The following is a 25,876-nucleotide window of genomic DNA, read 5'->3' as shown; positions in this document are numbered from 1 at the left end:
CAGCGCGACCGGCCGGTGTTCTCACCCTGCGGACGACGTTCCGCGCCCCGGCGGCCCGGTCTCCACCAGCCGTCCGCCCTCCAGCCGCAGCCACCGGTCGACGCCGATTCCGGCGAGGAACCGCTCGTCGTGGCTGACCACCACCAGTGCACCCGCGAAGGCGCCGAGTGCACTCTCCAACTGCTCGACGCTCACGAGGTCGAGGTTGTTGGTCGGCTCGTCGAGCAGCAGCAGCTGGGGCGCCGGCTCGGCGTGCAGGACGCACGCCAGCGTGGCGCGCAGCCGCTCCCCGCCCGACAGCACCCGTACCGGGAGGTGGATGCGGGAGCCGCGGAACAGGAAGCGGGCGAGCACGTTCATCTGCTGCGGCTGCGGCAGTGCCGGCGCGAAGTCGGCGAGGTTCTCGGCGACGCTGCGGTCGAGGTCCAGCAGATCGAGCCGCTGGGACAGGTACGCGACCCGGCCCGCCGCACGCGTGACCGCACCGCCGTCCGGCGTCCGTTCCCCGCTGACGACGCGCAGCAGGGTCGACTTGCCGGTGCCGTTGGCGCCGGTGAGCGCGATCCGCTCGGGGCCCCGGATCACGAGGTCGACGCCGTCGGCCGCGAACAGGGCCCGGTCACCGAGGCGCACCTGGATCCGCTCGCCGAGGAAGACCGTGCGCCCGGCCGGCACGCGGGTGTCCGGCAGCTCGAGCCTGATCCTCTGCTCGTCGCGCACCGCCCGGTCCGCCTCGTCCAGCCGCGCCCGTGCCTGGCCGACCCGTGAGGTGTGCGTCTGGTTCGCCCGCCCCGCCGACTCCTGCGCGTTGCGCTTCATCGTCCCGGCGAAGATCTTGGGCAGCCCGGCGTCGTCGAGGGACCGCGCGGCGCTGCTCGCCCGTCGGGCGGCCCGTTCCCGGGCCTGCTGCATCTCCCGCTTCTCGCGCTTGAGCTCCTGCTCGGCGTTGCGGACGTTGCGCTCCGCGACCTCCCGCTCCGCGCGCACGGCCTCGGCGTAGCGGCTGTAGCCGCCGCCGTACACCCGGACCTCGTCCGGCTCCAGCTCGGCGACGGCGTCCATGCGGTCCAGCAGCGCGCGGTCGTGGCTGACCACCAGCACGCAGCCGGGGAATCCCTCCACCAGCTCGTGGAGCCGCCGGCGGGCGTCGAGGTCGAGGTTGTTGGTGGGCTCGTCGAGCAGCAGGACGTCCGGCTGTCTCAGCAGCTGCGCCGCCAGCCCGAGGGTGACGACCTGGCCGCCGCTGACGGTGCCCAGGCGCCGGGTCAGGGGCACGTCGCCGAGACCGAGCCGGTCCAGCTGGGCCCGCGTGCGTTCCTCGACGTCCCAGTCGTCGCCGATCGTGGCGAAGTGCTCCTCGCTCGGATCCCCGGACTCGATCGCCGCCAGCGCGTCGAGCACCGGTGCGACGCCCAGGACCTCGGCGACGGTCAACTCAGCGGTCAGCGGCAGGCTCTGCGGGAGGTAGCCGAGCACCCCGGCGACGGCCACCGAGCCCGCGCGGGGCCGCAGTTCACCGGCGATCAACCGGAGCAGGGTGCTCTTGCCTGCCCCGTTCGGCGCGACCAGGCCGGTGCGGCCCGGGCCCACCGAGAACGACAGGTCCTGGAAGACGGGGGTGTCGTCCGGCCAGGAGAACGACAGGTGCGAACAGACGATCGACGCGTCGGACATGCGGGAGACCTCGACAGCGAGAGCGGGGGACGGGGGCGCGATCAAGGCACCTCCGCGCACACCGGCAACACAACGTTGCGGGCATCACCCGGAGATGCCGACGCCACCCGTCACGGTCGCTCCTCGCCTCTGCACTACTCGCTCCGAAGCTACCAGCGGGGATGCGCCCTCGCGAACGGGTCACCAGTCGGGTCCGGAGCCCACTGTTGACCCGTTCGTGACACTGTTCGGCGTCCCCTGACCCCACCTTTGCGGAAGGGCGCCGCCCGTGAGCCACGGCATGCAGATCGGTCTGCTCACCGACAGCCTGTCCACGATGACGCCGTCGCCACCCTCCGCGGTGCCCTCGCCGCGCCGCCCGCCGCCCGATAGCGGCCGGTGGCAACGCGTGAAAGGCACGCTGTTGCTGTTCGCTCAAGATCGAAAACCATGGTGCGCCTTTCACGCGCATCGCTCCGGGCTGTCGATGCCCGTAAGGGCAGGCAGGTGTGCCCGATCGGTGATCCTCCGCACTGGCACACTCGACCGGTGGTCGTCGCACGAGGCAGGGACCGCTCCGGCGACACGACCGGCGACGTCGCGGCTCCGCCAGCACGAGGCGACAGGACCGGAAACGGGCCCGCGGCGCTGATCCGGCTCCAGCGGACGGCCGGCAACGCCGCGGTCTCCGCGCTGCTCGGACCTGCCGGCGGGCTCAGCCGGCCGCCGGGCCTGGCCGTCCAGCGCGACAAGAAGAAGAAGGCGCCCGCGAAGAAGCCGCCCTCGACGGATCCTCCGCAGAAACAGCTCGCCGACATCCAGGGCCACGCGATGGACGCGCTGCTTCCCGAGCTCCAGGCGCTGGAACCGGAGGTCCGCGGCGACGAGGCACTCGGCGTGGCGGTCGGCGGGACGCGTCTGGTGATGGCGATGCAGACCATCGCCGCCAAGGTCGCCAAGACGTCGTGGACGACGTTCCTCGCCGCCAAGAAGACCGACTTCATGACGTGGCCGCCCGATCAGGTCGGCTCCATCCTGCGCTACCTCGGCGCCCCGTCGGAGACGGCTGCCATGCAGGAGCTCGCGGTGAGCGAGCTGCCCGAGATCGTGCAGAACACGCAGGGCGACCTCCCTCTTGTCGAGAAGGGCCGCACCGACCTGATCAGGACGACCGTCGCCGAGATGACGAAGAAGGAGCTGGGCTACGGGTCGACGACGCCGTTCGTCCAGGACGTCAAGCAGCGCGTCTTGGTCGCCCTGTACATGCGGGGGTCGCAGATGGTCGACAAGGACGTCGCCAAGGGCTTCAGCTACCCGAACCGCGAGAGTGACGGGACGAAGGGCGTCGCGGCCAAGGTGAACGACGCCGCGACGGCGTACTGGGGCCCCAACAAGAGCGGCGAGGCCTATCTCTTCCCCCTGTCCGCCGAGGGCAAGAAGCACGCGTACACCGCGATCACGTCTCTGTTCACGCCGCAGACCGACCCGAAGGCGCGCACGCTCATCCATTGCGACTATCTGGTGAGCCTCATCGAGTACCGGGCGTGGGCGGAGACGATCGGGATCGACACGTTCGACAAGAACGTCGCGTACGGCAACATCGAGCCCGTCCTGAAGTACGACGGCTTCGCCGACCTGGTCGGCGACGTCAGGGTCTCCGACGGCACGAAACCAACGACGATGCGGCCGCTCGAGAAGGTCACGCTCGGGAGCGAGACCGAGCTGGTGGTGGGCGACCACGTCGTCTTCTACAACCACCCCACCTACGACGCGCTGACCGTCGGCGACCCCGACGTCTGGAAGCTCGAGAACGCCATCGTCGTCGGCGCGAACAAGGGCGGGTTGCTCTTCCAGGGCCACGGCTACCCGAGCCCCGTCGACAAGAGCGTTCTCATGGCGGCCATGTGCAGCAAATACAACCTCCACGTCGACCGCGCACTGGAGCTCATCAACATCGAGAAGCAGGCGAAGGGCAAGGCCGCCAAGGACAGCGCCAAGGCGAACAGGCTCGCCAAGTACCCCGCCGTGACGCGGAAGCCCGGTGGCGGCTGGGAGGTCGTCGGCATGAGCACGGTCACCAACCGGGTGGAGCGCCGCGACCTCGGCCACCTCACACCGACGACCGCACCGGGGCTCCGGCACCCGAAGGACAACGCATTGATCGCCCGCCGGCCCACCCACGAGTGAGCGGCCGGCTCACCCGCGCCTCAGCGTCCGGCCCGCACCTCGGGCACGAGTGCGTCCTCCAGCGGGCGCCCCCGCGTCTCCACCCCGAGCAGCCCGACGACCGCCGCGCCGAGCAGGAAGCCCAGCGCGTACACCCCGAGCGGAAGCACGAGCGACGACGCGAGGAGCGCACCGCCGATCAGCGGAGCCAGCGCGCCGGCGATCCGGCTCATCCCGCTCGCCGCGCCGAACCCGGTGCCCCGTACCGCGGTCGGGTAGAGCTCGGGTGTGTAGGCGTAGAGCGCGCCCCACGCCCCCAGGGAGAACGCGCTCATCAGGATCCCGCCCGTGAGCAGCAACCCGGTGCCGGGCGCCAACGCGAAGAGGAAGGTCCCCGCGGCGCTCACGACCAGGTAGCTCACGATCGTCGGACGGCGGCCCCACCGCTCCACCAACCAGGCCGCGGAGAAGTAGCCGGGCACCTGGGCCAGGGCGAGGACGAACGCGTAGCCGTAGCTGGCCAGGAAGCTGTAGCCCTGCCGCACGAACACCGTCGGCAGCCAGGAGAACAATCCGTAGTAGCCCAACGCGATGCCGAACCACGCCGCCCACAGCATCACCGTGATCCGGCGCAGCCGGGGCCGGAACAGCGTGCGGACGCCGACCCGCTCCCCCGGCGGCTCGGGCACGATCTCCTCCGCCGGCATCGGCCGGCCGTTGACCGCGGCCACCTGCGCGACCACCGCTCGGGCTTCGGCCGTGCGACCGGCGACCACCAGCCACCGCGGCGACTCTGGAACGCGCGCCCGGATCCACAGCACGAGCAGGGCCGCCAGGGCGGACGCCGCCATCAGGGGACGCCAGCCCACGGTCGGCACGAGCAGCCACGCCAGTCCCGCGGCAATGATGGTGCCCACCGCCCAGAAGCTCTCCAGGAGCACCAGCCGACGTCCGCGCCCCTCGCTGGGCAGGTACTCCGCGTACAGCGAGAAGTCCAGGGGCAGCGCCCCGCCGAGGCCGAAGCCGGCGAGGAACCGGAACAGCATGAGCCAGCCCGGGCTCGGCGCGAACGCCGCTGCCAGCCCGAACACCGCGAACACCGCGACGGTGAGGACGAAACCGCGCCGCCGTCCGATCCGGTCGGCCATGGGCCCCCAGAACCACGCGCCGAGCAGCATGCCGACGAAGCCGGCCGTCGCGAGCAGACCGCCGGTGATGGCGTCGAGGCCGAACTCGGCACGGATCGACGGCAGGGCGAACCCGACGAGGAGCACCTCGGCGGCGTCGGCCGCCCACGTCACGCCGCAGACCGCCAGCAACCGGCGCTGGAATCTGCCGTAGCCGATCTCGTCGATCGCCTCTTGGACGGTGGCCGTGGCCCTGGTCGTCACATCACCTGGTTCCCACAGGATCCACCGGCCATACCGGCTACGGCACGACGGTCACCGGCCACCGCCCGGCGCGCACCAGCTTGAGGGCGAGGGAGCCGACGAACCGGTGGCCGAGCTGGGTCGACGAGCCCACGACGACCGCGTCGGCCTGGATCTCGTCGGCGATGCGGCAGATCTTCGTGTACGGGTCGCCGTGGCCGACCCGGAAGTCGACCTCCATCCCGTGGTAGCGGACGCCGGCGTCGACCATGGCGCGGACCTCGGCGACGGCTTCCTCCTCGGATCCCTCGAGCGCGGCGAGGCTCCCGGGTGCCAGGCCGGCCACGACGGGATGAGCGGGCACGACGTACACGACGGCGAGCCGGGCCTGCTGGCGCCGGGCGAGTCCGGCGGCGTAGGCACCGGCCCGCAACGACGTCGGCGACCCGTCGATCCCGACCAGGATGACGTCGGGCCCGTCTTTGGTCGTCATCCGGCGACCGGGGACAGGATCTTGTTCATGCGGCCATCCTCCGCTCCGAGGGAAGATGGCGGTCGTGACGGATCGGCTGCTGGTGATCGAGGACGACCCGACCATCGGCGAGGTGCTCACGTCGAGCCTGCAGGCGCAGGGCCACGAGGTGGTCTGGGAGCGCACCGGGCACGCCGGGCTGGCCGCCGCCGCGGCGACGGAGTTCGACCTCGTCCTGCTCGACCTCGGGCTGCCCGACCTCGACGGAGTGGAGGTCTGCCGGCGGCTGCGGCGGCAGCAGATCGGCGCCGTGGTCGTCGTGCTGACCGCCCGGGCCACGGAGATGGACGTCGTGGTCGGCCTGGAGGCGGGAGCCGACGACTACCTGACCAAGCCCGTCAGGTTGATCGAACTACATGCACGCATCCGGGCGCACCTGCGCCGCGGTGCGCCCGCCGCGACGCCGAGCACGACCCGCACGATCGGCGATCTCGTGATCGACACGGCCGGTCGACGGGTGACCGTCGCGGACACGGAGGTCGCGTTGCGGGCCCGCGAGTTCGATCTTCTGGCCAGGCTGGCGGCGGAGCCCGGCGTGGCGGTGTCCCGTTCCACGCTGATGTCGGACGTGTGGGACGAGCACTGGTTCGGCTCGACCAAGACCCTCGACGTGCACGTGGCGGCGGTGCGCCGCAAGCTCGGCGCGGCGCGTGCGGGTGCCGACGTGCGCCTCCCGGAGATCGCCACCGTCCGCGGACACGGCTACCGGCTCGAACTCGCGGCGTCCACGCAGAACCGGTGACCGCCGGGGTCAGCCCGGCCCGGCCGCCGAGGCGGCCATGTCGACCTGCTCCTGCCGGGCCGCGGGCAGGAGCAGGGTGAACGTGACCGGCGACCCGGCCTGGGTCAGCTGCAGCCGTCCCCCCTCCGCCTCGACCAGCCGGCGGGCGAGGGCGAGCCCGATGCCGTGCCCGTCGGTCCGATCGGCCCGCCGGGCGAACAGCTCCCCCTCGGTCAGCCGGATCCCGGGACCGGCGTCGGAGACGTCGATCGCGACGGCGTCGGTCGACTCCCGGACGACGACGGTGACGGTGCCGGCACCGTGCCGGTCGGCGTTGTCCAGTAGGACACGGAGGACCTGCCGGACGGCCGCGGCCGAGGCCAGCGGGCCGGGTGTTCCGGGCTCACGGATCAACTGCAGGTCCCGGCCGTCGCGAGCGAACGCGGCGCGCCAGTCCTGGTCGATCTCGGTCAGGAGCGCGACGGGGTCGAGGGGCCGGACCGCTGCGCCCCGGATATCGCGCGCCAGCGCGAGCAGCTCGTCGATGGTCTGTTCCAGGCGGTCCGCCTCCAGCAGGCTCGCCTGGATCGCGGGCCGCAGCTTGGAGTCGGGACGTTCGAGCGCGGCTTCGAGCCGCAACCGCAGGCCGGCGAGCGGCGTGCGCAACTGGTGCGAGGCGTCGGCGGAGAACGCCCGTTCCCGGGCCAGCAGGTCGTCGAGCCGGGCTGCGGTCGTGTTCAGCGACGCGCCCACCGCGTCGATCTCCGAGATCCCCTCCGGGCGGGTCCGCACGCTGAAGTCGCCGTCACCGAGCCGGCCCGCCGCCGACGTGAGGTGTTCGAGCGGCACGGCGAGCCGCCGGGCCTGACGACGCGCGACCAGCCAGGCCGCAGTGATCACGAAGACGGCGAGCGCGGCCATCGCCCCCCACGCCACCGCGACCTTCTGGACCACCTCGGTCTGCGGCCCTGACGCGCGTACGGCACCGATCACGTCCGCGTCGTGGGTGATCGGGACGACCACCACGAGGTCGTCACCGGACTTGTCGACGGCGTGCTTGCCGCGCAACGCCTCGGCGACCGGCGACCCGCCTCTTGACGGTCCGTCGCCCGCGATGCGGTCGAGGTCGTCGTCGTACACCGCGATCCTCGTCGAACCGGTCCAGTCACTGTCGTCGATCGAGTCCTTGCGCAGGACGTCCGCCGCGACCGCGACCGCGACCGCGTTGGCGTGGCGCTCGAGGTCGGTGCGCTCGGCGGTGAGCACGTACCGCCACACGCCGATCGCGAGCGGGACACCGAACAGCGCGACGGTCAGCACCGAGATCCACACCGCCAGGCCGACGATCCGCGTCCGCACGCTCACCTCCCGTCCGCGGCGCGCTCGAGCGCGCCGGGTTCCGCTCCAGCATGACTGCAGATCCGACGGGTCGGGTGTGGAGCCGGCCGACTTTGCCATCCGCTAACCCTGAGCTGGCCGACCGGCTACCGGTCGGTTCCTACCGTCGGAGTCATGGGTCCCCACCTCACGAACCAGGCAGTTGCCGACGCACCGACCGACGACCGTCTCGTCGACCGTCCGGCGGCCCTGGCGGTGCGGGTCGAGAGCCGGCCGGATACCTCGACTCTCGACGCGTGGGACCGGCTGGTGACGCGGACCTCGCGCAGCGACGTCGCCCAGCTGTCGTCGTGGGCGGACGTCCGCCGGACGGCCGGCTACGAGCCGACGTTCATCACTGCTCGTGCGGGCGGTGACGTGGTGGGGGACGTGGTGGGGGACGTGGTGGGCGGCGCGATGGTGCTGCACCGCCGCGTGGTGCCGGGCCTCGGCCCGGTGGCGTACCTGCCGCTCGGCCCGGTGCTCGCCCCCGGCACCCACCGCGCCGAGGCCATGGACGCGGTCTGCGACGCGATCGCCGACCTCGCCCGCCACTACTTCGCGGCGACGTTCGTGCAGCCGATGACCGGCGACCAGGGGGTCAGCGACCGGCTCCTGCAGCGCGGCTTCCGCCGGTCGGCAGCGGGCATCGCGCCGGTGGCCTCCATCGCCGTCGACGTCGCGGAGCCCTACGCCGGCCTGCGCAGCGGCACCCGGGCGAGCATCAAGCGCGCGGCCCGCGAGGGTGTGCAGGTCCGCCGGGCGGACGCGACCGACCTGCCGCTGGTGGCCGGACTGCTGGCCGAGACCGCCGAGCACCACCACTTCTCCGCGGCGTCGCTGGAGCACCTCCAGGGCCTGCACGAGGCCCTCGCGCCCGGCGGACACCTGCAGATCTTCCTCGCCGAGCGCGACGGCACGCCCCTCGCCGCCGACGTCCTCACCGGTTCCGGCGGCGTTCTCACCCTGCGCCTGACCGGTATGCGTCGCGACCCGGAGACCCGCAAGATCGGCGCAGCGGCGCTGTTGCGGTGGAGGACGATGCTCTGGGCCCGGGCCAACGGCTACGAGACCGTCGATGTCGGGGGCATCCCCCCGACGGCCGTCGACGCCCTGCGCACCGGGCATGCCGGTCTGGCGGCACGGGTGGACGGCCGGACCTACTTCAAGGCGTCGTTCGGCGGCGAGGCGTTCCACCGCCCCGAGGCCGTCGAGCTGCTGTCGACCCCGGTCCGCCTCGGCTACGACCTGATCCGTCGATCCCCGCAGGGCGGCCGGCTCGTCAGCGCCGCCGCACGGTTCCTCCGTGGGTCCCGGCACCGCTGATCCCGCGGAGTGGCGTGTTCCCTGAGGCGTGTTCCCTGAGACGTGTTCCCTGAGGCGTGTTCCCCGGGGCGTGTTCTCAGTGACGTCACAGTCGACTGGTGGGATCGTCGTCGGGCGGTGGACGACGACAGCCGCGACAGGAGATCGACAACGGTGCAAGAACGACCTCGCGTGTCCGTGTGCATTCCCGTCTACAACGGCGAGCGGTTCCTCGCCGAGACCATCCGCAGCGTGCTCGACCAGACCTACCGCGACTTCGAGCTCGTCGTGCTGGACAACGCCAGCACCGACGCCACCGGCCGCATCGCCCGCTCGTTCGGCGACCCCCGGGTCCGCGTGGAGACCAACCCCAGCACCATCGCGCAGCCCGAGAACTGGCGCGCCGCGGTCCGCCTGTGCCGCGCCCCCCTGATCAAACTGCTGTGCGCGGACGACCTCCTGCACCCGCGGTGCCTGGAGTACCAGGTGGGGCCGATGGTGGCCGACCCCGGGCTCGCCGTCGTCGCTGCCCGACGGCACATGGTCGACGAGCGCAGCCGGGTGCTCGCCCCCCGCCGCGGCCTGGCCGGCCTGACCGGCGTGCGCTCCAGCGTGGAGGTCGCACGGCGCGTGGTCCGCAGCGGCGCCAACCCGATCGGTGAACCGGGCGGGGTGCTGTTCCGCCGAGAGCACTACGACGCCGTCGGCGGCTGGCACCCGGAGCGGCGCCACGCGATGGACCTCGACCTGTGGATGCGGCTGCTGCAGTGCGGTGAGTTCCTCGGCCTGCCCGAGACCCTCGCCGCGTTCCGCGTGGTCCAGCAGAGCCTGAGCGTCGACAACGAGGCCGGTGTCTACGAGCACCAGAAGGCGATCATGGCCGAGCTTGCCGCTTCCCGGCACCTCCAGATCCGGCGCGTGGACTCGACGGTCGGGCACGTGCTCGCCCCGACCGGGCGGTTCCGCCGTCGAGTCCTGTTCCGCATGTCCAAGCACGCCACGCGCCGTGACGCGCGGCTGCCGAGCGCCGGGCGACCGGGCGGCTGACCGGCCTCAGCCGACGACGAGGCGAGCGGCGAGGTCCTTCAGGGAAGCCACGTTCAGATCGGCCTCGGGATCCGTGGCGGGCGGAGCGCCGCGGGGGCCGGCCTCGTCCGGGCGATACACGTACGCCGTCCGCAGGCCGCGCCGCCGCGCAGCCGCCAGGTCGTCGACGTGCGCGGCGACCATCAGCACCTGCTCCGGGGCGAGGCCGAGCAGGCGGGCCGCGCCGTCGTAGACCTCGGCGTCCGGCTTGTAGTGCCCGAACAGCTCCGCCGACAGCACCGCGTCCCACGGGAGGCGCGCGCGCTTGGCCATGTCGACGAGCAGGGAGACGTTGGCGTTCGACAGCGATGCGACCACGAAGCGTTCGCGCAGCTCGGTCAACCCGGCGACGGAGTCCGGCCACGGGTCGAGCCGGTGCCAGGCGAGCACCAGCTCGGCGCGCGTCACCTCGTCCGCGTCCTGCCCGAGCTCGTCGAGCAGCGCGTCGAGCGACTCGCGGTGCAGCGTGTCCAGGACCGCCCACGCACGCTCGCCGCGGCGCACCCGGTCCATCGACGGCTCGTACCGCCTCCGCCAGGCAGCGGCGAACGCGTCGGCGTCCACCCCGGGCAGGAGGCGCCGCACGTCGCGGGCCACACCGCCGTACCAGTCCACGACGGTGCCGAACACGTCGAACACCAGCGCCCGCACGTCCATGACGTCGACCCTACGATTTCAGTTGCCCACGCCGAGACCGGCCATGAACGCCGACGGGTAGCGGTCGCCGCGCGCCGCGCCTGCCGGAACCGCCTTCTCGATCTCGGCGAGGTCGTCTGCAGTCAGGTCCAGCTCCATCGCGGGCAGCGCCTCCGCCAGCCGCTCGCGGGTGCGGGCGCCGACCAGCGGCACGATGCCGCCCGCGTCGGAACCCTGCGCGGCCACCCAGGCGATCGCCAGCTGCGCGACCGTGCACCCCTTCGCCTCGGCGACCCGGCGTAGCGCCTCCACCAGGGCCAGGTTGTGCTCGACGTTGCCGCTCGAGAACCGGCGCCAGCGTCGGCCTGGTTGTCGGCGGAGCCCTGGCCGACCTGATCTCCTGGCGGGCCGGATTCTTCCTCAACGTCCCCATCGGCGCCGCGATGACGGTCACCGCCGTCCGGTACCTGCCCGACACACCTCCTGCATCCTGTTCGCCGGCACCATGATCGCCTACTTCTTCTTCACCACCCAGTTCCTCCACGGCGTCTACGGCTACAGCCCCCTGCAGGCCGGTCTCGCCTTCCTGCCCATGACGGTCGTGAACTTCTTCGTCGCGCTGCCCGTCCCCCGCCTGACCGCACGGTTCGGCAACGCAGCCCTGCTGGCCTCCGGGCTGGCCGTCACACTCGCGGGGATGAGCTGGCTGGCCCAGCTGACGGCCGCCGCGCCCTACCTCACCGGGGTCGCGCTGCCCATGGTCCTCATCGGCATCGGCCAGGGCCTCGCGTTCGCCCCGCTCACCGCGGCCGGCCTTGCCGGCGCGACCGCCCGGGACGCCGGAGCGGCATCCGGGCTGGTCAACACCACCCACCAGCTCGGCAGCACCCTCGGCGTGGCCGTCCTCGTCGCCCTGTCCTCCGACGTCGGCGCCGCCACCCTCGCCGACCGCGTGACCACCGCCTACAGCGGCGGCGCCGTCATGCTCGCCGCCGCGCTCGTCGCCGTACTCGTGCTGATCGTCCCGGCCGAAGCCGCAGCCCGGCGGTACGCCCGGGACATGTTCGATTCTTCACACATGTAGTTCGAGTACGCTCACGGATCACGCCTCGAAGTGCGGCCGGCCCGGCCGGAGGTCATGCAGGACGAGAAAACGATCTCCGAGCAAGGAGCAGACCGTGTCGGGCGGACGTCACCCGAGCACACCCCGCACCGTCACCGGTCGGGCGATGACCATCCTCGGTGCGTTCTCACCCGAGCGGCCGGCGATGGGGGTGAAGGAGATCAGTCGGCGAACGGGTCTTGCCAAGTCGACCACCCACCGGCTCGTGAGCGAACTCGTCGAGTGGGGGGCGCTCAGCCGTGGTGACGAACACGGCGACGAGTACACCTACCGGGTCGGGCCGCTGGTGCTCCGCCTCGCGGCGACGGCGACGCGCAGTGCACCCGGGAAGTCGGCCTGACGGCAGACGGCCCCGGGGGCCGGGCGGGTGCGAAGCACGCCGGGCGGTGGGACACTGACGGGACCAGCACGTCGGCATGGACCTCGTCGGGCGTATCCGTCACCCTCGTACCGACCGGCATGCACCTCGTCCGCCTCCTGGAGCCCGATGACAAAGCCCTGTGCCGTGATCGCCGGCATCGGCCACGCCCTGCCGACGACCATCGTCACGAACGACGACCTCGCCGCCCGCCTCGACACCACCGACGAGTGGATCCGCACCCGTAGTGGAATCCGGCAACGCCACATCGCGACGCCGGACGTGGGCACCGCGGACCTCGCGGTCGAAGCCGGCGCTCACGCGCTGAAATCCGCTTCGGTCGACGCCGTGGACCTCGTGATCCTCGCGACCAGCACACCCGACCGCCCGTGTCCGGCGACCGCACCCGCGGTGATGAGTCGGCTCGGTCTCGGACGGGTGCCGGCGTTCGACATGGACGCCGTCTGCTCCGGGTTCCTCTACGGCCTGGCGACCTCGGTCGCGATGCTGACCTCGGGCCAGTTCGGCACCGTCCTCCTGATCGCGGCCGACACCTTCTCGCGTCTCATCGACAACGACGACCGTGCTACGGCGTTCCTGTTCGGCGACGGCGCCGGAGCGGTCGTGCTCCGGCGCGGCGAGCAGGACGAGCCCGGGGCGGTGCTCGGGGTGAGCATCGGCAGCGACGGGAGCCAGGAAGACCTGATCACCGTCGTCGATCGGCAGTCGCACTTCACCATGCAGGGCCAGGCGGTGTACCGCCAGGCCGTGGTGAGCATGGCCGACTCCGCTTCGCGGGCGATGGCGGACGTCGGCTGGACGGTCGACGACGTCGACTGGTTCGTCGGGCATCAGGCGAACCAGCGGATCCTCGACGCGGTCGCCAACCGCGTCGGTATCGCGCCGGATCGCGCGATCAGCAACGTCGCCCACGTCGGCAACACCGCGGCGGCCTCGATCCCGCTCGCGCTGTCCGAGGCGGCCTCGGCAGGCCGGCTCCGAGCAGGCGACCGGGTGGTCCTCTCCGCGTTCGGCGGGGGCGCGACGTGGGGAGCCGCCACCCTCACCTGGCCCCGGCTCGACTGAACTGTCGAGAACGGCCCGGCGGCTCCGTCCCCGGGTGGACGCGGCCGCCGTGGCCGTCCGACACCAGGGAGAACACGCATGGCGATCCAGCGGATGGACAACGTCCTCATCGTCGTCGACGACCTCGACGCCGTCATCTCGTTCTTCGTCGAACTGGGTATGGAGCTGGAGGGCCAGGGGCCGGTCGAGGGCCGCTGGGTGGAGCGTGTCATCGGGATCGACGACGTCCGACAGGACGTCGCCATGCTGCGGATCCCGGGTGGCCACGGCCGGATCGAGCTGGCGAGGTTCCACACGCCCGAGGCGATCAGCGCCGAGCCGAAGGATGCGCCGGTCAACACGCTGGGCATCCGGCGCATCATGTTCGCCGTCGACGACATCGACGACGTCGTCGACCGCCTGCGCGCCCACGGCGCCGACCTCGTCGGCGAGGTGGCGCAGTACGAGGACGTCTACCGGCTCTGCTACGTCCGAGGCCCCGAGGGCATCATCGTCGGGCTTGCCGAAGAACTCCGGTGACCGCCGCCGGTTCCGTGGACGGCGCGGCGGCCTGGCGACAGAAGCACCAGGCCGCCGGACACTGCGCAGCCGTCAGACGAGCGAGGCGGTGTCGATGACGAAGCGGTACCGCACATCCGACTTCAACACGCGCTCGTACGCCTCGTTGATGTAGTCGGCAGTGATCAGCTCGGTCTCCGGGGCGATGCCGTGCTCGGCGCAGAAGTCGAGCATCTCCTGCGTCTCACCGATGCTGCCGATCCCCGAGCCCGCGAACGAGCGACGGTTCCCGAACAGCGTGAACACGTGCAGCGGCAGGGCCTCGGCCGGGGCGCCGACGTTCACCAGGGTTCCGTCCAGACGCAGCAGGCGCAGGTACGCGTCCAGGTCGAGCGGCGCGCTGACCGTGTTGATGATCAGATCGAACGTGTTCGCCAGCTGCTTGAACGTGTCCGCGTCGCTCGTGGCGTAGTAGTGGTCGGCACCGAGCTTGAGCCCGTCGTCCTGCTTGCGCAGCGACTGCGACAGCACGGTCACCTCGGCACCCATCGCGTGTGCGATCTTGACGGCCATGTGGCCCAGGCCGCCCATGCCGACCACGGCGACCTTCTTGCCGGGGCCCGCGTTCCAGTGGGCGAGCGGCGAGTACGTGGTGATGCCGGCGCACAGCAGCGGTGCAGCCGCGTCGAACGGGATCGACTCGGGCACCCGCAGCACGAAGTCCTCGACGACGACGACGTGCGTCGAGTAACCGCCCTGGGTGATCGAGCCGTCGACGTCGACGCTCGCGTAGGTCCCGACGTTGCCTTTCAGGCAGTACTGCTCCATGCCGGCGAGACAGTTGTCGCACTCCCGGCACGAGTTGACCATGCAGCCGACACCGACGCGGTCGCCGACCTGGTGGAGAGTGACCTCGGAGCCGACCTCGGCCACGACGCCGACGATCTCGTGGCCGACGACCTGCGGGTAGGTGATCGCACCCCAGTCACCGCGGACGGTGTGGATGTCGGAGTGGCAGATGCCCGCGTACTTGATCTCGATCAGCACGTCCTTCGGGCCGACATCGCGGCGCTCGATCGTCGTCGGGACGAGCGGCTCGGTCGCGGACGGGGCGGCATACGCGTTGACAATCATGATGGTGACGAAGGTTCCTTCTCGAGAGTGAAGTGGTGATGGGGTACGTCGGGCCACGTCGTGGCTGCGTGAGTGAGCTGCGCGGGGATCGACCTGTCGGGCGCGGCCTCACCTCCGACCGTACCGGCGCTGTGCGGCGCGTGTGAGTTGCTCCTCAAGCCTCGGGAATCTCGCGACCGAAGGTCTCCCGGGTGACCTCCTCCGGGGCCGGACCACCGCGAACGCCGGTGTCGAGGGCGTCGATCGCATCGAGCTCGTCCGCGGTGAGCGTGAAGGCGAAGACATCGAAGTTCTCCGCGATCCGCGAGGGAGTGACCGACTTCGGGATGACCTGGCGTCCCTGCTGGAGGTGCCAGCGCAGCATCACCTGGGCGGGCGTCTTGCTGATGTGGCTGACGGCCGACGGAGATCCGCGGTACTTCACGCGGTACGCGTCGTCGATGTCGTCGTCGAGGCCGTGGTCGGCGTCGACGAAGGCGACGTCCTTCGAGAGGCCGCCGGCCTGGATGTGGCCGTGCATCCGGGTGCGGGTGCCGCGGTACCAGGCGGCGTCGGACCCGTTGACGGACCGGACGTAGAGGCTGTCGCCGAGGCGGACGACCCAGATGATCCGGGCTTGCGCAAGGTGCCGTCGGCGCGGCGGGGTAACAGCAGAACCCGTCACGAGCGGGACTCCCTCGCGACGACGACGCCGGCGCATGATTCGCCGACCCTTCCTATCGAGGAGACACGACCATGGACAAGCGCATCCTGGGCACCGGCGGCCTGGAGGTGTCCGCTCTCGGGTTCGGCTGCATGGGCATGAGCCAGAGCTTCGGCCCGAACCCGGGCGACCGTCGCCAGATGATCGACCTTCTCCGCACCGCGGTCGATCGCGGAGTCAGCCTCTTCGACACCGCCGAGGTCTACGGCCCTTATCGCAACGAGGAACTCGTCGGCGAGGCCCTCGCGCCCGTGCGCGACCAGGTCGTCATCGCCACCAAGTTCGGCTTCGCGTTCGACGAGCAGGGCCGCCAGACCGGACTGTCCAGCGATCCCGAGCACGTCCGCCGCGCCGTCGACGGCTCCCTGCGGCGGCTCGGTACCGACACCATCGACCTGCTCTACCAGCACCGCGTCGACCCGCAGGTGCCGATCGAGGAGGTCGCCGGCACAGTCAAGGAACTCGTCGACGCGGGCAAGGTCCGCTACTTCGGCCTGTCCGAGGCAGGTGTGCGCACGATCCGCCGCGCGCACGCTGTGCACCCGGTCGCGGTGCTGCAGAGCGAGTACTCGTTGTTCTGGCGCGAACCCGAGGCGGAGATCATCCCGACGCTGCAGGAGCTCGGCATCGGGCTGGTGCCGTTCAGCCCGCTGGGCCGGGGTTTCCTCACCGGCCGCATCGACCAGAGCACCTCGTTCGGCGACGGCGACATCCGCGCCAACCTGCCCCGGTTCACCGCCGAGGCGCGGCAGGCCAACCAGGCGGTGGTCGACCTGCTCACCCGCATCGCCGACGACAAGGGCGCCACACCTGCCCGGATCGCGCTGGCCTGGCTGCTCGCCCAGCAGCCGTGGATCGTCCCGATCCCCGGCACCCGCCGCCTCGAACGGCTCGAGGAGAACCTCGGCGCCGTCCAGATCGATCTCACCGCCGACGACCTCGCCGCGATCGACGCCGCCGCAGCAGAGATCACCGTGCTGGGCGACCGCTACCCCGAGGCCATGCAGCGAATGATCGACCGCTGACCCTGTCGAGGCGTGCGCCGGGGAATTCGCCAATCTTCGGTCATTCGCCGGTGTGCCGGAACGGGACCTGGGAGCACACTGGGCCTTCCGGCCGTGCGGTGACGTCCGCCCGATCAGGGAGGTGCGGGGTCGTGGTTCTCTCGAACATCGTCCTTGTCGGCGTGGACGGCTCCCCCGAGTCCGCGGCGGCTCTCGAGTACGCCGTGGCCGAGGCCGACCGGCGAGGTGCCCGACTCCGCGTGGTGTCGACCTACTTCCCGGAGTATTCGGTGCACGGGCACAGTCGGCCGGTGACGGCGGCCGAGCCGGCGATCGAGGTCGACGTCGAGGCGCAGACCCGGCGCATGGTCGACGACGCCCTGGGCGGCGCCGCCTCGCCGCCGGTGGAGATCGTGGTCGCGGCCGGGCCTGCCGCCAATGTCCTCATCGACAGGTCCGGCGAAGTCGACGTGCTGGTACTGGGCCACCGCGGTCGTGGCGGCTTCGCCAGCATGCTGCTCGGCTCGGTCAGCCTGCAGTGCGTCCTGCATGCCCAATGCCCTGTGATCGTGGTACGCCCGGCCGCGGTGACACAGTCGACCACGCCCGCCGAGCCGGCCGTGGCCGCCACTCCCCCCGCGAGCTGACCGGCGACGCCGACCGCCTCCGGGTTCACGCCACCGTCAGCTCGGTGAGCGGCGCGGCGAGCAGCCTCCACTGCTCGTCGGGCACGCCGCGTTTCTCCGCCGGGAGCACCTGGACCGCGACGTGGTCGGCGCCGGCGTCGAGGTGCGCACGGACTCGTCCGACGACCGTGTCGACGTCGCCCCACGCCACCAGGGCGTCGACGAGGGCGTCGCTGCCGCCCGGCGGAGTCAGGTCGCCGTCGGTGAAACCGAGCTCCCGGAGATTGTTCACGTAGTTCGGCTGGGCCAGGTAGACGCTCGTGTGAGCGCGGGCGATGGTGCGCGCTCGGTCGCGATCGGTCTCCAGCACCACCGCCTGTTCGGGGCAGAGCAGCGGCGCAGGACCGAGGATGTCCCGGGCGCGGAGGGTGTGCTCCGGGGTGACGAAGTAGGGATGAGCGCCGGCGGTGCGTTCGCCGGCCAGGCCGAGCATGCGGGGGCGCAGCGCGGCGAGGACGTACCGGACGGGAGTCTCGGGACGGTGAGCGGTGTAGGGCGACCGCTCGATCCCGTCGAGGTAGGCACGCATCGCCGTGAACGGCTTGCCGTAGTCGTGCCCGCGGAGATCCCGAACGAGGTTCGCGTGGCTCGCTCCGAGCCCGACGACGACGCGTTCGGGGAACGCCTCGGTGAGCGTCTTCGCAGAACAGGCGGTTGTGACGGCGTCCCGCGCCCAGATGCTCGCAATGCCGGTGGCGCAGATGATGCGGTCGGTGGCCGACAGGAGAAGCGCCAGGTGCACGAACGGGTCACGGCCCGCCACCTCCGGCACCCAGATCGCGCCGTACCCCAGACACTCCAGCTCGGCGGCCAGGTCCCGGGCGCGGGCCGCAGGAACCATGTCCAACGCGCCGGTCCACAGACCGACCGGCGGTAGCGCAAACGTGCTGGTGCCGGTCCCCGCAGGTCCGGATGCTCGAGTCGTGGACAACTCTTCACCTCGCTTGTTTCTGGTGACGACGAACAATGCCCCCCGATCCAGGGCGTGGAGGCCGGGACCGGGAGGCATTGACGGGCACTGGGGGTAGATCCGTCCGTCGGTGGGCCGCGACCGGTGTGACCTTCCGGTCCTCGCACGACTAGCGCGGCGGCGGCGCCGCGCGGAGCAGCACGGCAACCGTCCTCAGTGTCGCTCGCCCACGCCGCGGGCCCGCAGATCGGCGAAGCGGCTGAGCTGTGTGACGTGCTTGGGCTCGAGCTCGTCGAGCGTGGTGACCTGGAGCAGTTTCATCGTGCGCACGATCTGCTCGGACAGGATCTCGATCATCCGGTCGACACCCTCTCGCCCACCGGCCATCAGGCCGTAGAGGTACGCCCGGCCGACGAGCGTGAACTTGGCGCCCATCGCGATCGAGGCGACGATGTCGGCGCCGTTCATGATCCCGGTGTCGATGATCACCTCGACGTCGTCGCCGACCTCCCGGACCACGTCCGGCAACAGGTGGAAGGGCACCGGCGCGCGGTCCAGCTGCCGCCCGCCGTGGTTGGAGAGCACGATCGCGTCGACACCGAGGTCGGTGAGCTTCTTCGCGTCCTCGACGTTCTGCACGCCCTTGATCGCGATCTTGTGCGGCCAGACTTTGCGGATCTCGGCCAGGTCGTCGAAGTTGATCGACGGATCCATCGCCGCGTTGAGCAACTCACCGACGGTGCCGCCGGTCGACGACAGCGACGCGAACTCCAGCTTCGGGGTGGTGATGAAGTCCCACCACCACCACGGCCGCGGGATGGCGTTCGCGATCGTGCGCACGCTGATCTGGGGCGGGATGGAGAAGCCGTTGCGCTTGTCGCGCAGCCGGGCACCGGCGATCGGGGTGTCGACGGTGAAGAACAGCGTGTCGAAGCCGGCGGCAGCGGCGCGCTCGACCAGGCCGAAGGAGATGTGGCGCTGGTTCATCACGTAGAGCTGGAACCAGTTGCGGCCGTGAGGGTTGGCCTCCTTGACGGTTTCGATGGAGGCGGTCCCCAGGGTGGACAGGGTGAAGGGGATGCCGGCGGCACCGGCGGCACCGGCCCCGGCCACCTCGCCCTCGGTCTGCATCAGTCGCGTGAAGCCGGTGGGCGCGATGCCGAACGGCAGGGCAGACGGGCCGCCGAGGATCTGGGCAGTGGTGTCGACGTGGGAGACGTCCCGCAGGATCGAGGGGTGGAACTCGATGTCCTCGAACGCCTGGCGGGCCCGGCGGAGCGACAGCTCGTCGTCTGCCGCGCCGTCGGTGTAGTCGAAGGCGGCGGCCGGTGTGCGGCGCTTCGCGATCCGGCGCAGGTCGTGGATGGTGAGCGCGGAGGCGAGGCGGCGCTTGCGGCCGTTGAACTCGAACTTCTTGAACTGCAGCAGCTCGAAGATGTCTGCCGGCTTCGGAACCTGACGCTGAACCATGGCTGGCCCTCCTTCTCGTGAGCGGTGCGAGCCGCGAGCGCGTCCGACCCTCGCACGCCGGGCCCGTCTTCGCCCACATCGAGGCCGAGCCGGCTCCCCCGTCTGCAGCACGAAGCCGGCGTCCGGCCCGAGGAGGAAGGCGGCGACGGTGGCCACCGCGCCCGACGGTGGCGACCACATCGCGCTGGATCGGTACACCGAAATTCCGGAACCTGACCGGGCATGCCGACGCTTGCTCGGGGAACATCCCGAGCCCGCACACGCTCACGAAGGGGTGATCGGAATGGCAACGGGCGAGACCGGCTTCGGCGACGTCATGTTCGACCTGATCTCGGTTCAGTACCACTCGCTGAAGGCCGGGCACGACTACGGGCAGTACGTCCGGGACGCCGAGAACGGCGGCTACAGCGACGTCGCGGACTTCTTCAAGCAGGTGATGGAGGAGGACTCGCGCCGGGCGGCGAAGTGCCACGAGTTCCTCGAGAAGCTGACGCACCAAGAGGACACCGGCAAGAGCTGAGCGGACGGGCCGGCACGCCGTCAGGCTTCAGCTCGAACCTGACGGCCTGCCGGGATCGTCGTGCCGGCGGCCGCTGCGCTGTGGGTGAAGGCCGAGCGGTAGGCGGTCGGCGTCGTGCCGGTCTGGCGCGTGAAGTGGATGCGCAGATTGGCCGCCGTTCCCAGACCGCAGGTCTGGGCGATCTGCTCCACGGGGAGTGGGGTGTCCTCGAGCAGTTGTCGCGCGCGCCGGACGCGTTCGGCGGTGAGCCATTGCAGCGGCGGCAGTCCCAGCTCGGCGGTGAATCGCCGTGTCAGTGTGCGGGTGGTGGTGCCCGCCTCTCTCGCGAGCAGCCGCAGCGTCACCGGTCGGTCCAGGTGCGTCCGGGCCCAGTCCAGCAGCGGCGCCAACGAGGAGTCCGGGACGTCGGGCATCGGGGTCGAGACGTACTGGGCCTGCCCGCCTTGGCGATGCGGTGGCACGACCAACCGGCGCGCCACCTCGGCCGCGACGGCGATCCCGTGATCGGCCCGAAGGAGCTCGAGGCACAGATCGATACCGGCAGCGGTTCCGGCTGACGTGGCGACCGCGCCTTCCACGACGTAGAGCACACGCGGGTCGACGTGCACGGCGGGAAAGCGCGCGGCCAGGGCGTCGCAGTACATCCAGTGTGTCGTCGCGCGGCGCCCGTCGAGCAGACCCGCCGCAGCCAGCGCGAACGCTCCCGTGCACAGCGCCGCGACCCGCGCACCGCGACCCGCAGCCGTTTGCAGCGCCGCGACGAGCGCGTCGGGCACCGGCGTGTCGAAGGACGGAAGGGCCGGCATCAGGACCGTGTCGGCCGCGCGGATCTCGTCGAGCCCGGCATCGGTACCGATGAGCATCCGGGCCCCCTCGGATCGCACCGGCCCCTCCCCGACCCGGCACACCTGCACCAGGTACGGCCGGGACAACAGGTCCGGGCGCGGCATCCCGAAGATCTCGCCGGCGACGGCGACCTCGAACAACGGCATGCCGTCCAGCACCGGGACAGCGACGCGATGGGGACGCACCCCTGAACTGTACTGTCCACATCCTGATGTGCACTGGCGATCTGGCCACTGTCTCGGCGGTCGGCCGGCGGCAACGATCAGTCACATGACGACGACACGGGAACATCCCGCCGACGCGCTTCGACGAGCAGCTCCAGGTATCGGGGCGGTGGCCGGCACCGCGCTGACGGTGGCGGGCGTGGTCGGGACCGGCGTCCTCGTGCTGCCCGCCCTGGCCGTCCGCCAGGCCGGACCGGCCGCTCTGGTGGCCGTCGGCGCGCTGCTGGTCCTGTCGGTCCCGCTCGCCGCGACCTTCGCCGCCCTCGGTGCACGTTTCCCCTCGGGCGGCGGGGTCGCCGGCTTCGTGGCACGGGCCATGGGATCGCGGACCGCCACGGTCACCGCCTGGTGGTTCTACTTCGGTGTCCCGCTGGGGATCCCGGCACTGGGGCTCTTCGCGGGCGACTACGTCGAAGCAGCGGTGGGCGGAGGCAGCGGGACCCGGGTCGCGACGGCACTGGCACTCATCGCTCTGGCAGCGGCCGCCAACGTCCGGGGTGTGCGGATCTCCGGCGGGGTGCAGGTCGCGCTCACCGGCGTGCTGGTCGCGTCACTGATCGTCGTTCTGGTCCTGTGCGTTCCCGCCGCGGACTTTCATCGTCTGACGCCTGTCGCGCCTCACGGCTGGGCCGCCGTGGCCCCCGCTGCCCTGGTGCTGGTGTGGCTGCTCACCGGGTGGGAAGCCGTGACGCACCTGACCGGTCGCTTCCGCAACCCTGCACGAGACGTGCCGCGCGCGACGGCGGCCACGTTGATCGTCGTGGCCGTCCTCTTCGGTGGTCTCACCCTTGCGTTGATCACCGTGCCGGGCCCCGCGACCGCGACTGCGCCCGTGACCGCGCTGCTTGCCACGCGCCTCGCGTCAGGGGGCGGGCTGATCGCCGCGGCCCTGGCCGTGGTGGTGACCGTCGGCACCGCCAACGCCTACCTCGCCGGGCTCGCCGAACTCGGCGCCGAGATGGGACGCACGGGCCGGGGCCCGCGATGGTTCGCCGGTCACCCCTGCTCCGACATCCCCGGTCGCAGCCTCTCCGTCGTCACGGTCCAGGCGTTGGTCAGCCTCGGGCTCGTCGCGGCCTTCGGCTGGTCGACCGAGCACCTCGTGCTCCTCACCGCCGCGTCGCAGGTCGCCGTCTACGCCGCCGGGCTCATCGCCGCCCTCCGGCTGCTCCCACGCCGATCGAGCGGCTGGTGGGCGGCCGCGGTGTCCCTGCCACCGATCGTGGTCCTCGGCCTGCTCAGCGGCTGGTACCTGCTCGCACCCGCAGGCCTGGCCGTCGCAGCACTCGCCCACCGGCACCTGACGACCGGCGGTCAGAACGTGGCGATCGGGTTGACCGGGCTGCCGGACGTGCCGGCGAAGCGGACCGGCGCAACTGCGAGGTGAAAGTCCCACTGGCCGAGCTCGGCGGCCGTCGTCGCACACGCCTCCAGGTCGCAGTTGTCGAGCAGCCACAGCCCCATCGCCACGAGGCCTACGGCGTGCACCGGCATCAACACCTCGTCGTACCCCGACGGCTGGACGTCCTGGGGGGTGTCGGCGCCGATCAGCGCGACCTCCCGTTCGTGCAGCCACGGCAGGCAGGACGCGTGCCAGCCGGCCTGCGTGACGCCGTGCGTCACACCTGACTCGTACCGGACACGGCCGTAGCCGGTCCGCAGCAGTACCGCGTCGCCGGGCCGCACCCGCACGCCCTGCCGACGCTCGGCCTCCTCGAGGTCGTCGGGAAACACGCCCTGCCCCGGCTCCAACCACGGCACGTCGCGGACCCTCGCGACATCCAGCAGGACACCACGCGTGCCGATCCCGTTCGCCGCCGCCGTGACGGCCGCCCACGCCGATCCCGTTGCCGGGTCGACCAGCGAGTGCGAGCGCCCGTTGTACATCGTGCCGTCCCAGAAGATGTGGCACGGCGAGTCGACGTGGGTGACGGTGTTGCCGTGGAACATGATGCCGACCTGCTCGGACGAGAAGCCCCAGCGCCGGTCGGCGTGGAACCGCGCCGGCATGTTCTCGGCGCCCGGCATGTCGGCGGCGCACGGGCACGTCGTCGTCGACCGCTCCATCTCCCCCGGCACGGCGATCTCCCACGCGCACGACACGCTCCTGCCGTGGCGCACGGCCCGCGACGCCGCCAGCCTAACGTCGTCGGTGATGTGGTTCAGCGTGCCGAGTTCGTCGTCGTCGCCCCACCGTCCCCAGTTCGACAACGTGTCGAAGTACCCGAGCACGTCGCCCGGTGTGGGCATCGGTCGCCCCGCCGTCATCCCAGCATCGACTCCTCCGGTCACGCGGTTCGAGGCAGGCTAGAGCAGCCCCCGATCAGCGTCAGCCGTAGCTACCGCTCGGGCCGGGCGAGGGCAGTGTCGTCGAGGTTCTCGGCGAACTCGCGCAGGGAGTCGAACACCCGCTCGGCGCCGGCGTCGAGGAGTTCCTCGACCGAGAAGCCCCCGGTGCGCACAGCGAAGGACGGCACGCCGAGTTTGCCCGCGGCGATGCAGTCCCACGTCGAGTCGCCGATCATCACACCGGACGCGCCTTCGACCTTGTCGAGCGCCGTGGCGACGAGGTCGGGTTCGGGCTTACTGCTCTCGACGTCGTCGGAGGTCGTCCAGGCGTCGGCGACGGACCTCGCCCCGATCAGGTCGAGGAAGTGCTCGACGTGCTTGGACTTGCCCGAGCTCGCCAGCACCACCCGGAAACCGCGTGACTTGACCGCCTCCATCAACTCGCGTGCGCCGTCGAACGGCCGCACCTCGTCGATCATCTTGTCGAACTCCTCGACCCACGCCTCGCGCAGCGCCGAGCCGTGTCGCCGCTCGACCTCGTCGCCGGCGACGTGGGCGACGATCTGGTCACCGCCCATGCCGGTCGCGCGGTGCAGCCGCCACATCGGCAACGTGATGTCGAAGCGGCGGAACGCACGGTAGAAGGCCAGGGCGTGCTGGTAGTTGGTGTCGACGAGGGTCCCGTCGATGTCGAAGATCGCAGTGTCGGCCATGAAAGGTATGTCTCCTCGTTCACACGACGTCGGCCCGGTCGTCCCGATGGGTATCCGTCTGCCTCATGGACACTCCTGACGTCGATTACGGCCGCTGCAGCGGCTGCCACGAGCTCAAGCACGTCATCGCGGGCGGAATCGTGGCGGACCACAACGGGTACGACACCGACGGCACCTCGGTGGCCGTCGTCCGCTGTCCCGGGTCCGGCCGTCCGCCCCTCGACGCCGAGGAGGAGGTCGCGCCGGTGGCCTCTTAGCGGACCGTCCCCCGGCGCCGCAGTGCGCCAGTTGCTCAGGCGGCGGTCCGGGCCTGGAGGCGGGTAGGTGAAACGCTGCAGCAGTAGCTGACGCTGACGCTGCATGACGACGAGACATCGTTGCCCTTGCCCATCACGCGCGTGCACAGGGTTGTCGTAGTGATGTATCGCGACCACTTCGACCGACGCGCGCACACAGAGCCAGGTCCGTCATGTCCGCAAGACCCCGACGCCCGACGCCGATCATCGCGTTGGTCGTCGCGCTGCTCGGCGCCACCGTGGTCATGATCAGCCCGATCACGCCGTGGACGACGGCTGCGACGGTCCTCGGCCTGGCGCTCGTCGTACCGGGAGTGACCGTCCTGATCTGGTGGTTGCTGCGCAACTGGAACTGGTGAGTAACACCCTGCCCGCCGCCAGCGCTGAGGAGCAATGACGTGCGGGCAGCGCTCCCCGGTGCCCGACCACTCTGAACCGTTCAGGAGGGCAGTTTGCGTGCCGGACCGGTGCAGACGGTGGTCGTACCAGGACCGCGAAGGACTGTTGAGGACGACGACGAGCAGGTCAGCGGGCGGACGACCGGTGAGCTGACGGCCGAACTCGCCGACGCGCTGCACCGTGCCCGGCAGGGTGACGAGGAGGGCTTTGTGGTGCTCTACCGGGACCTGCAGCCCCGGCTGCTGCGATACGCCACCGTTCTGGTCGGCTGGGACTCCGCCGGGGACGTCACCGGAGAGGCGTGGTTGCAGATCACTCGTGACCTCCACACGTTCACCGGCGATCTCGATCGCTTCCGCGGCTGGGCGGCGAAGATCGTGCACAACCGCGCCATCGACCTCTGCCGGGCGAATGCCCGCCGCCCCACCGTTGCGCTGGACGCCGGCGCGGACCGGGGCTACCCGGACGAGCCCCCGGGCGACCGTGACGCCGCCACCGCCGTGCTGGACGAGCTGTCCACCCGGAAGGCACTTGCGCTGATCGCCGGCCTCCCCCGCGACCAGGCCCAGGCCGTGCTGTTGCGCGCGGTGGTCGGGCTGGATGCCCAGACCGCCGGCGCGGTGTTGGGCAAGCGCGCGGGTGCGGTCCGGGTGGCCGCGCACCGCGGGCTCAAACGGCTCGCCCGACAGGTCCGCTACGACGACGAGGAAGGACGGTGGACCCTTGTCTCCCCTGGCCCGACGTCGTGACGACCGGAACACCGTCCGCGCC

Annotated in this window: 27 protein-coding genes and 2 pseudogenes; 15 read left to right on the top strand and 14 right to left on the bottom strand. The window is 71.3% G+C overall.

All coding sequences use genetic code 11. The features are described from left to right. Nucleotides 1-21: 21 nt before the first annotated feature. The gene (locus RM445_RS22045) at nucleotides 22-1,674 is read right to left on the bottom strand and encodes an ABC-F family ATP-binding cassette domain-containing protein (protein WP_311558721.1); all 1,653 of its coding nucleotides are present in this window, start codon (nucleotides 1,672-1,674) and stop codon (nucleotides 22-24) included. Nucleotides 1,675-2,202: 528 nt separating this feature from the next. On the opposite strand from RM445_RS22045, the gene RM445_RS22040 reads away from it, so the two are divergent. Then, nucleotides 2,203-3,840 carry a hypothetical protein gene (locus RM445_RS22040; protein WP_311558720.1) on the top strand — a complete coding sequence of 546 codons (1,638 nt, stop codon included), beginning with the start codon at nucleotides 2,203-2,205 and terminating at the stop codon, nucleotides 3,838-3,840. A gap of 20 nt (nucleotides 3,841-3,860) precedes the next feature. Here RM445_RS22040 and RM445_RS22035 read toward each other — a convergent pair whose 3' ends face one another. Both RM445_RS22035 and RM445_RS22030 read right to left on the bottom strand, forming a co-directional pair. After that, nucleotides 3,861-5,210 carry an MFS transporter gene (locus tag RM445_RS22035; protein WP_311558719.1) on the bottom strand — a complete coding sequence of 450 codons (1,350 nt, stop codon included), beginning with the start codon at nucleotides 5,208-5,210 and terminating at the stop codon, nucleotides 3,861-3,863. 37 nt (nucleotides 5,211-5,247) lie between these two features. Then, nucleotides 5,248-5,682: a universal stress protein gene (locus RM445_RS22030; RefSeq protein WP_311558718.1), complete on the bottom strand. Its 435-nt coding sequence runs from the start codon at nucleotides 5,680-5,682 to the stop codon at nucleotides 5,248-5,250. A gap of 64 nt (nucleotides 5,683-5,746) precedes the next feature. Between RM445_RS22030 and RM445_RS22025 the strand changes: the two genes are divergently transcribed. After that, a complete protein-coding gene (locus RM445_RS22025; protein ID WP_311558717.1) occupies nucleotides 5,747-6,463 on the top strand; it encodes a response regulator transcription factor in 717 nt (238 codons plus the stop codon). A 9-nt stretch (nucleotides 6,464-6,472) separates the two neighbouring features. Here RM445_RS22025 and RM445_RS22020 read toward each other — a convergent pair whose 3' ends face one another. After that, nucleotides 6,473-7,807, bottom strand: a complete 1,335-nt coding sequence (locus RM445_RS22020; RefSeq protein ID WP_311558716.1) for a sensor histidine kinase — start codon at nucleotides 7,805-7,807, stop codon at nucleotides 6,473-6,475. A 147-nt stretch (nucleotides 7,808-7,954) separates the two neighbouring features. On the opposite strand from RM445_RS22020, the gene RM445_RS22015 reads away from it, so the two are divergent. After that, nucleotides 7,955-9,145 carry a lipid II:glycine glycyltransferase FemX gene (locus RM445_RS22015; protein ID WP_311558715.1) on the top strand — a complete coding sequence of 397 codons (1,191 nt, stop codon included), beginning with the start codon at nucleotides 7,955-7,957 and terminating at the stop codon, nucleotides 9,143-9,145. A gap of 171 nt (nucleotides 9,146-9,316) precedes the next feature. Continuing rightward, the gene (locus RM445_RS22010) at nucleotides 9,317-10,171 is read left to right on the top strand and encodes a glycosyltransferase family 2 protein (protein ID WP_311558714.1); all 855 of its coding nucleotides are present in this window, start codon (nucleotides 9,317-9,319) and stop codon (nucleotides 10,169-10,171) included. A gap of 6 nt (nucleotides 10,172-10,177) precedes the next feature. On the opposite strand, the gene RM445_RS22005 is transcribed toward RM445_RS22010, so the two are convergent. Further along, complete coding sequence (locus RM445_RS22005; RefSeq protein WP_311558713.1) at nucleotides 10,178-10,867, bottom strand: haloacid dehalogenase type II; 690 nt, start codon at nucleotides 10,865-10,867, stop codon at nucleotides 10,178-10,180. 18 nt (nucleotides 10,868-10,885) lie between these two features. Further along, nucleotides 10,886-11,260: an aldo/keto reductase gene (locus RM445_RS22000; RefSeq protein WP_311558820.1), complete on the bottom strand. Its 375-nt coding sequence runs from the start codon at nucleotides 11,258-11,260 to the stop codon at nucleotides 10,886-10,888. Between RM445_RS22000 and RM445_RS21995 the strand changes: the two genes are divergently transcribed. The 4 genes from RM445_RS21995 to RM445_RS21980 all read left to right on the top strand — a co-directional run bounded on the left by RM445_RS21995 (nucleotide 11,169) and on the right by RM445_RS21980 (nucleotide 13,932). After that, on the top strand, nucleotides 11,169-11,930 hold the full coding sequence (locus tag RM445_RS21995; protein ID WP_311558712.1) for an MFS transporter: 762 nt from the start codon (nucleotides 11,169-11,171) through the stop codon (nucleotides 11,928-11,930). The genes RM445_RS22000 and RM445_RS21995 overlap by 92 nt on opposite strands. A gap of 94 nt (nucleotides 11,931-12,024) precedes the next feature. Beyond that, on the top strand, nucleotides 12,025-12,309 hold the full coding sequence (locus RM445_RS21990) for a helix-turn-helix domain-containing protein (protein WP_311558711.1): 285 nt from the start codon (nucleotides 12,025-12,027) through the stop codon (nucleotides 12,307-12,309). 147 nt (nucleotides 12,310-12,456) lie between these two features. Continuing rightward, the gene (locus tag RM445_RS21985) at nucleotides 12,457-13,413 is read left to right on the top strand and encodes a beta-ketoacyl-ACP synthase III (RefSeq protein ID WP_311558710.1); all 957 of its coding nucleotides are present in this window, start codon (nucleotides 12,457-12,459) and stop codon (nucleotides 13,411-13,413) included. A 78-nt stretch (nucleotides 13,414-13,491) separates the two neighbouring features. After that, nucleotides 13,492-13,932: a VOC family protein gene (locus RM445_RS21980; protein WP_311558709.1), complete on the top strand. Its 441-nt coding sequence runs from the start codon at nucleotides 13,492-13,494 to the stop codon at nucleotides 13,930-13,932. Between the two features lie 72 nt (nucleotides 13,933-14,004). Here the strand turns inward: RM445_RS21980 and RM445_RS21975 are convergent, their stop codons facing one another. The 3 genes and pseudogenes from RM445_RS21975 to RM445_RS21965 all read right to left on the bottom strand — a co-directional run. Beyond that, nucleotides 14,005-15,045: an NAD(P)-dependent alcohol dehydrogenase gene (locus RM445_RS21975; RefSeq protein WP_311558708.1), complete on the bottom strand. Its 1,041-nt coding sequence runs from the start codon at nucleotides 15,043-15,045 to the stop codon at nucleotides 14,005-14,007. Between the two features lie 154 nt (nucleotides 15,046-15,199). After that, nucleotides 15,200-15,427: pseudogene (locus RM445_RS21970) on the bottom strand (aldo/keto reductase); the annotation flags it as partial. Nucleotides 15,428-15,466: 39 nt separating this feature from the next. Then, nucleotides 15,467-15,745: pseudogene (locus tag RM445_RS21965) on the bottom strand (DUF2255 family protein); the annotation flags it as partial. Nucleotides 15,746-15,780: 35 nt separating this feature from the next. Between RM445_RS21965 and RM445_RS21960 the strand changes: the two are divergent. Together RM445_RS21960 and RM445_RS21955 are read left to right on the top strand one after the other, a co-directional pair. Then, nucleotides 15,781-16,773, top strand: coding sequence for an aldo/keto reductase (locus tag RM445_RS21960; RefSeq protein ID WP_311558707.1), 993 nt, complete (start codon nucleotides 15,781-15,783; stop codon nucleotides 16,771-16,773). Between the two features lie 131 nt (nucleotides 16,774-16,904). Continuing rightward, nucleotides 16,905-17,399: a universal stress protein gene (locus RM445_RS21955; RefSeq protein WP_311558706.1), complete on the top strand. Its 495-nt coding sequence runs from the start codon at nucleotides 16,905-16,907 to the stop codon at nucleotides 17,397-17,399. A 25-nt stretch (nucleotides 17,400-17,424) separates the two neighbouring features. Here the strand turns inward: RM445_RS21955 and RM445_RS21950 are convergent, their stop codons facing one another. Next, nucleotides 17,425-18,369 carry an LLM class F420-dependent oxidoreductase gene (locus RM445_RS21950; protein WP_397469381.1) on the bottom strand — a complete coding sequence of 315 codons (945 nt, stop codon included), beginning with the start codon at nucleotides 18,367-18,369 and terminating at the stop codon, nucleotides 17,425-17,427. A 192-nt stretch (nucleotides 18,370-18,561) separates the two neighbouring features. Next, nucleotides 18,562-19,818 carry an alpha-hydroxy acid oxidase gene (locus RM445_RS21945; protein ID WP_311558705.1) on the bottom strand — a complete coding sequence of 419 codons (1,257 nt, stop codon included), beginning with the start codon at nucleotides 19,816-19,818 and terminating at the stop codon, nucleotides 18,562-18,564. A 283-nt stretch (nucleotides 19,819-20,101) separates the two neighbouring features. Between RM445_RS21945 and RM445_RS21940 the strand changes: the two genes are divergently transcribed. After that, nucleotides 20,102-20,338 carry an acyl carrier protein gene (locus RM445_RS21940; protein WP_311558704.1) on the top strand — a complete coding sequence of 79 codons (237 nt, stop codon included), beginning with the start codon at nucleotides 20,102-20,104 and terminating at the stop codon, nucleotides 20,336-20,338. A 20-nt stretch (nucleotides 20,339-20,358) separates the two neighbouring features. On the opposite strand, the gene RM445_RS21935 is transcribed toward RM445_RS21940, so the two are convergent. Next, a complete protein-coding gene (locus RM445_RS21935; protein ID WP_311558703.1) occupies nucleotides 20,359-21,369 on the bottom strand; it encodes a helix-turn-helix domain-containing protein in 1,011 nt (336 codons plus the stop codon). Nucleotides 21,370-21,454: 85 nt separating this feature from the next. On the opposite strand from RM445_RS21935, the gene RM445_RS21930 reads away from it, so the two are divergent. After that, nucleotides 21,455-22,795 (top strand): APC family permease, encoded by a 1,341-nt coding sequence (locus RM445_RS21930; RefSeq protein ID WP_311558702.1) that lies wholly within the window; start codon nucleotides 21,455-21,457, stop codon nucleotides 22,793-22,795. Here the strand turns inward: RM445_RS21930 and RM445_RS21925 are convergent. Next, complete coding sequence (locus tag RM445_RS21925; protein ID WP_311558701.1) at nucleotides 22,723-23,676, bottom strand: cyclase family protein; 954 nt, start codon at nucleotides 23,674-23,676, stop codon at nucleotides 22,723-22,725. The two genes, RM445_RS21930 and RM445_RS21925, sit on opposite strands and share 73 nt — an antisense overlap. Nucleotides 23,677-23,747: 71 nt before the next feature. After that, entirely contained in the window at nucleotides 23,748-24,410 is a 663-nt protein-coding gene (locus RM445_RS21920) for an HAD family hydrolase (protein WP_311558700.1), read from the bottom strand. Nucleotides 24,411-24,475: 65 nt separating this feature from the next. Between RM445_RS21920 and RM445_RS21915 the strand changes: the two genes are divergently transcribed. The 3 genes from RM445_RS21915 to RM445_RS21905 all read left to right on the top strand — a co-directional run bounded on the left by RM445_RS21915 (nucleotide 24,476) and on the right by RM445_RS21905 (nucleotide 25,854). Next, nucleotides 24,476-24,667, top strand: coding sequence for a hypothetical protein (locus tag RM445_RS21915; RefSeq protein WP_311558699.1), 192 nt, complete (start codon nucleotides 24,476-24,478; stop codon nucleotides 24,665-24,667). 212 nt (nucleotides 24,668-24,879) lie between these two features. Continuing rightward, nucleotides 24,880-25,065: a hypothetical protein gene (locus tag RM445_RS21910; RefSeq protein ID WP_311558698.1), complete on the top strand. Its 186-nt coding sequence runs from the start codon at nucleotides 24,880-24,882 to the stop codon at nucleotides 25,063-25,065. Between the two features lie 93 nt (nucleotides 25,066-25,158). Continuing rightward, the gene (locus RM445_RS21905) at nucleotides 25,159-25,854 is read left to right on the top strand and encodes an RNA polymerase sigma factor (RefSeq protein WP_311558697.1); all 696 of its coding nucleotides are present in this window, start codon (nucleotides 25,159-25,161) and stop codon (nucleotides 25,852-25,854) included. The last annotated feature ends 22 nt before the right edge of the window (nucleotides 25,855-25,876 follow it).

Source organism: Pseudonocardia charpentierae (assembly GCF_031845345.1).
Taxonomy (GTDB): domain Bacteria; phylum Actinomycetota; class Actinomycetes; order Mycobacteriales; family Pseudonocardiaceae; genus Pseudonocardia; species Pseudonocardia charpentierae.
The sequence above is the reverse complement of the archived record's forward strand: the minus strand, read 5'-3'. Positions and strand labels throughout refer to the sequence as shown.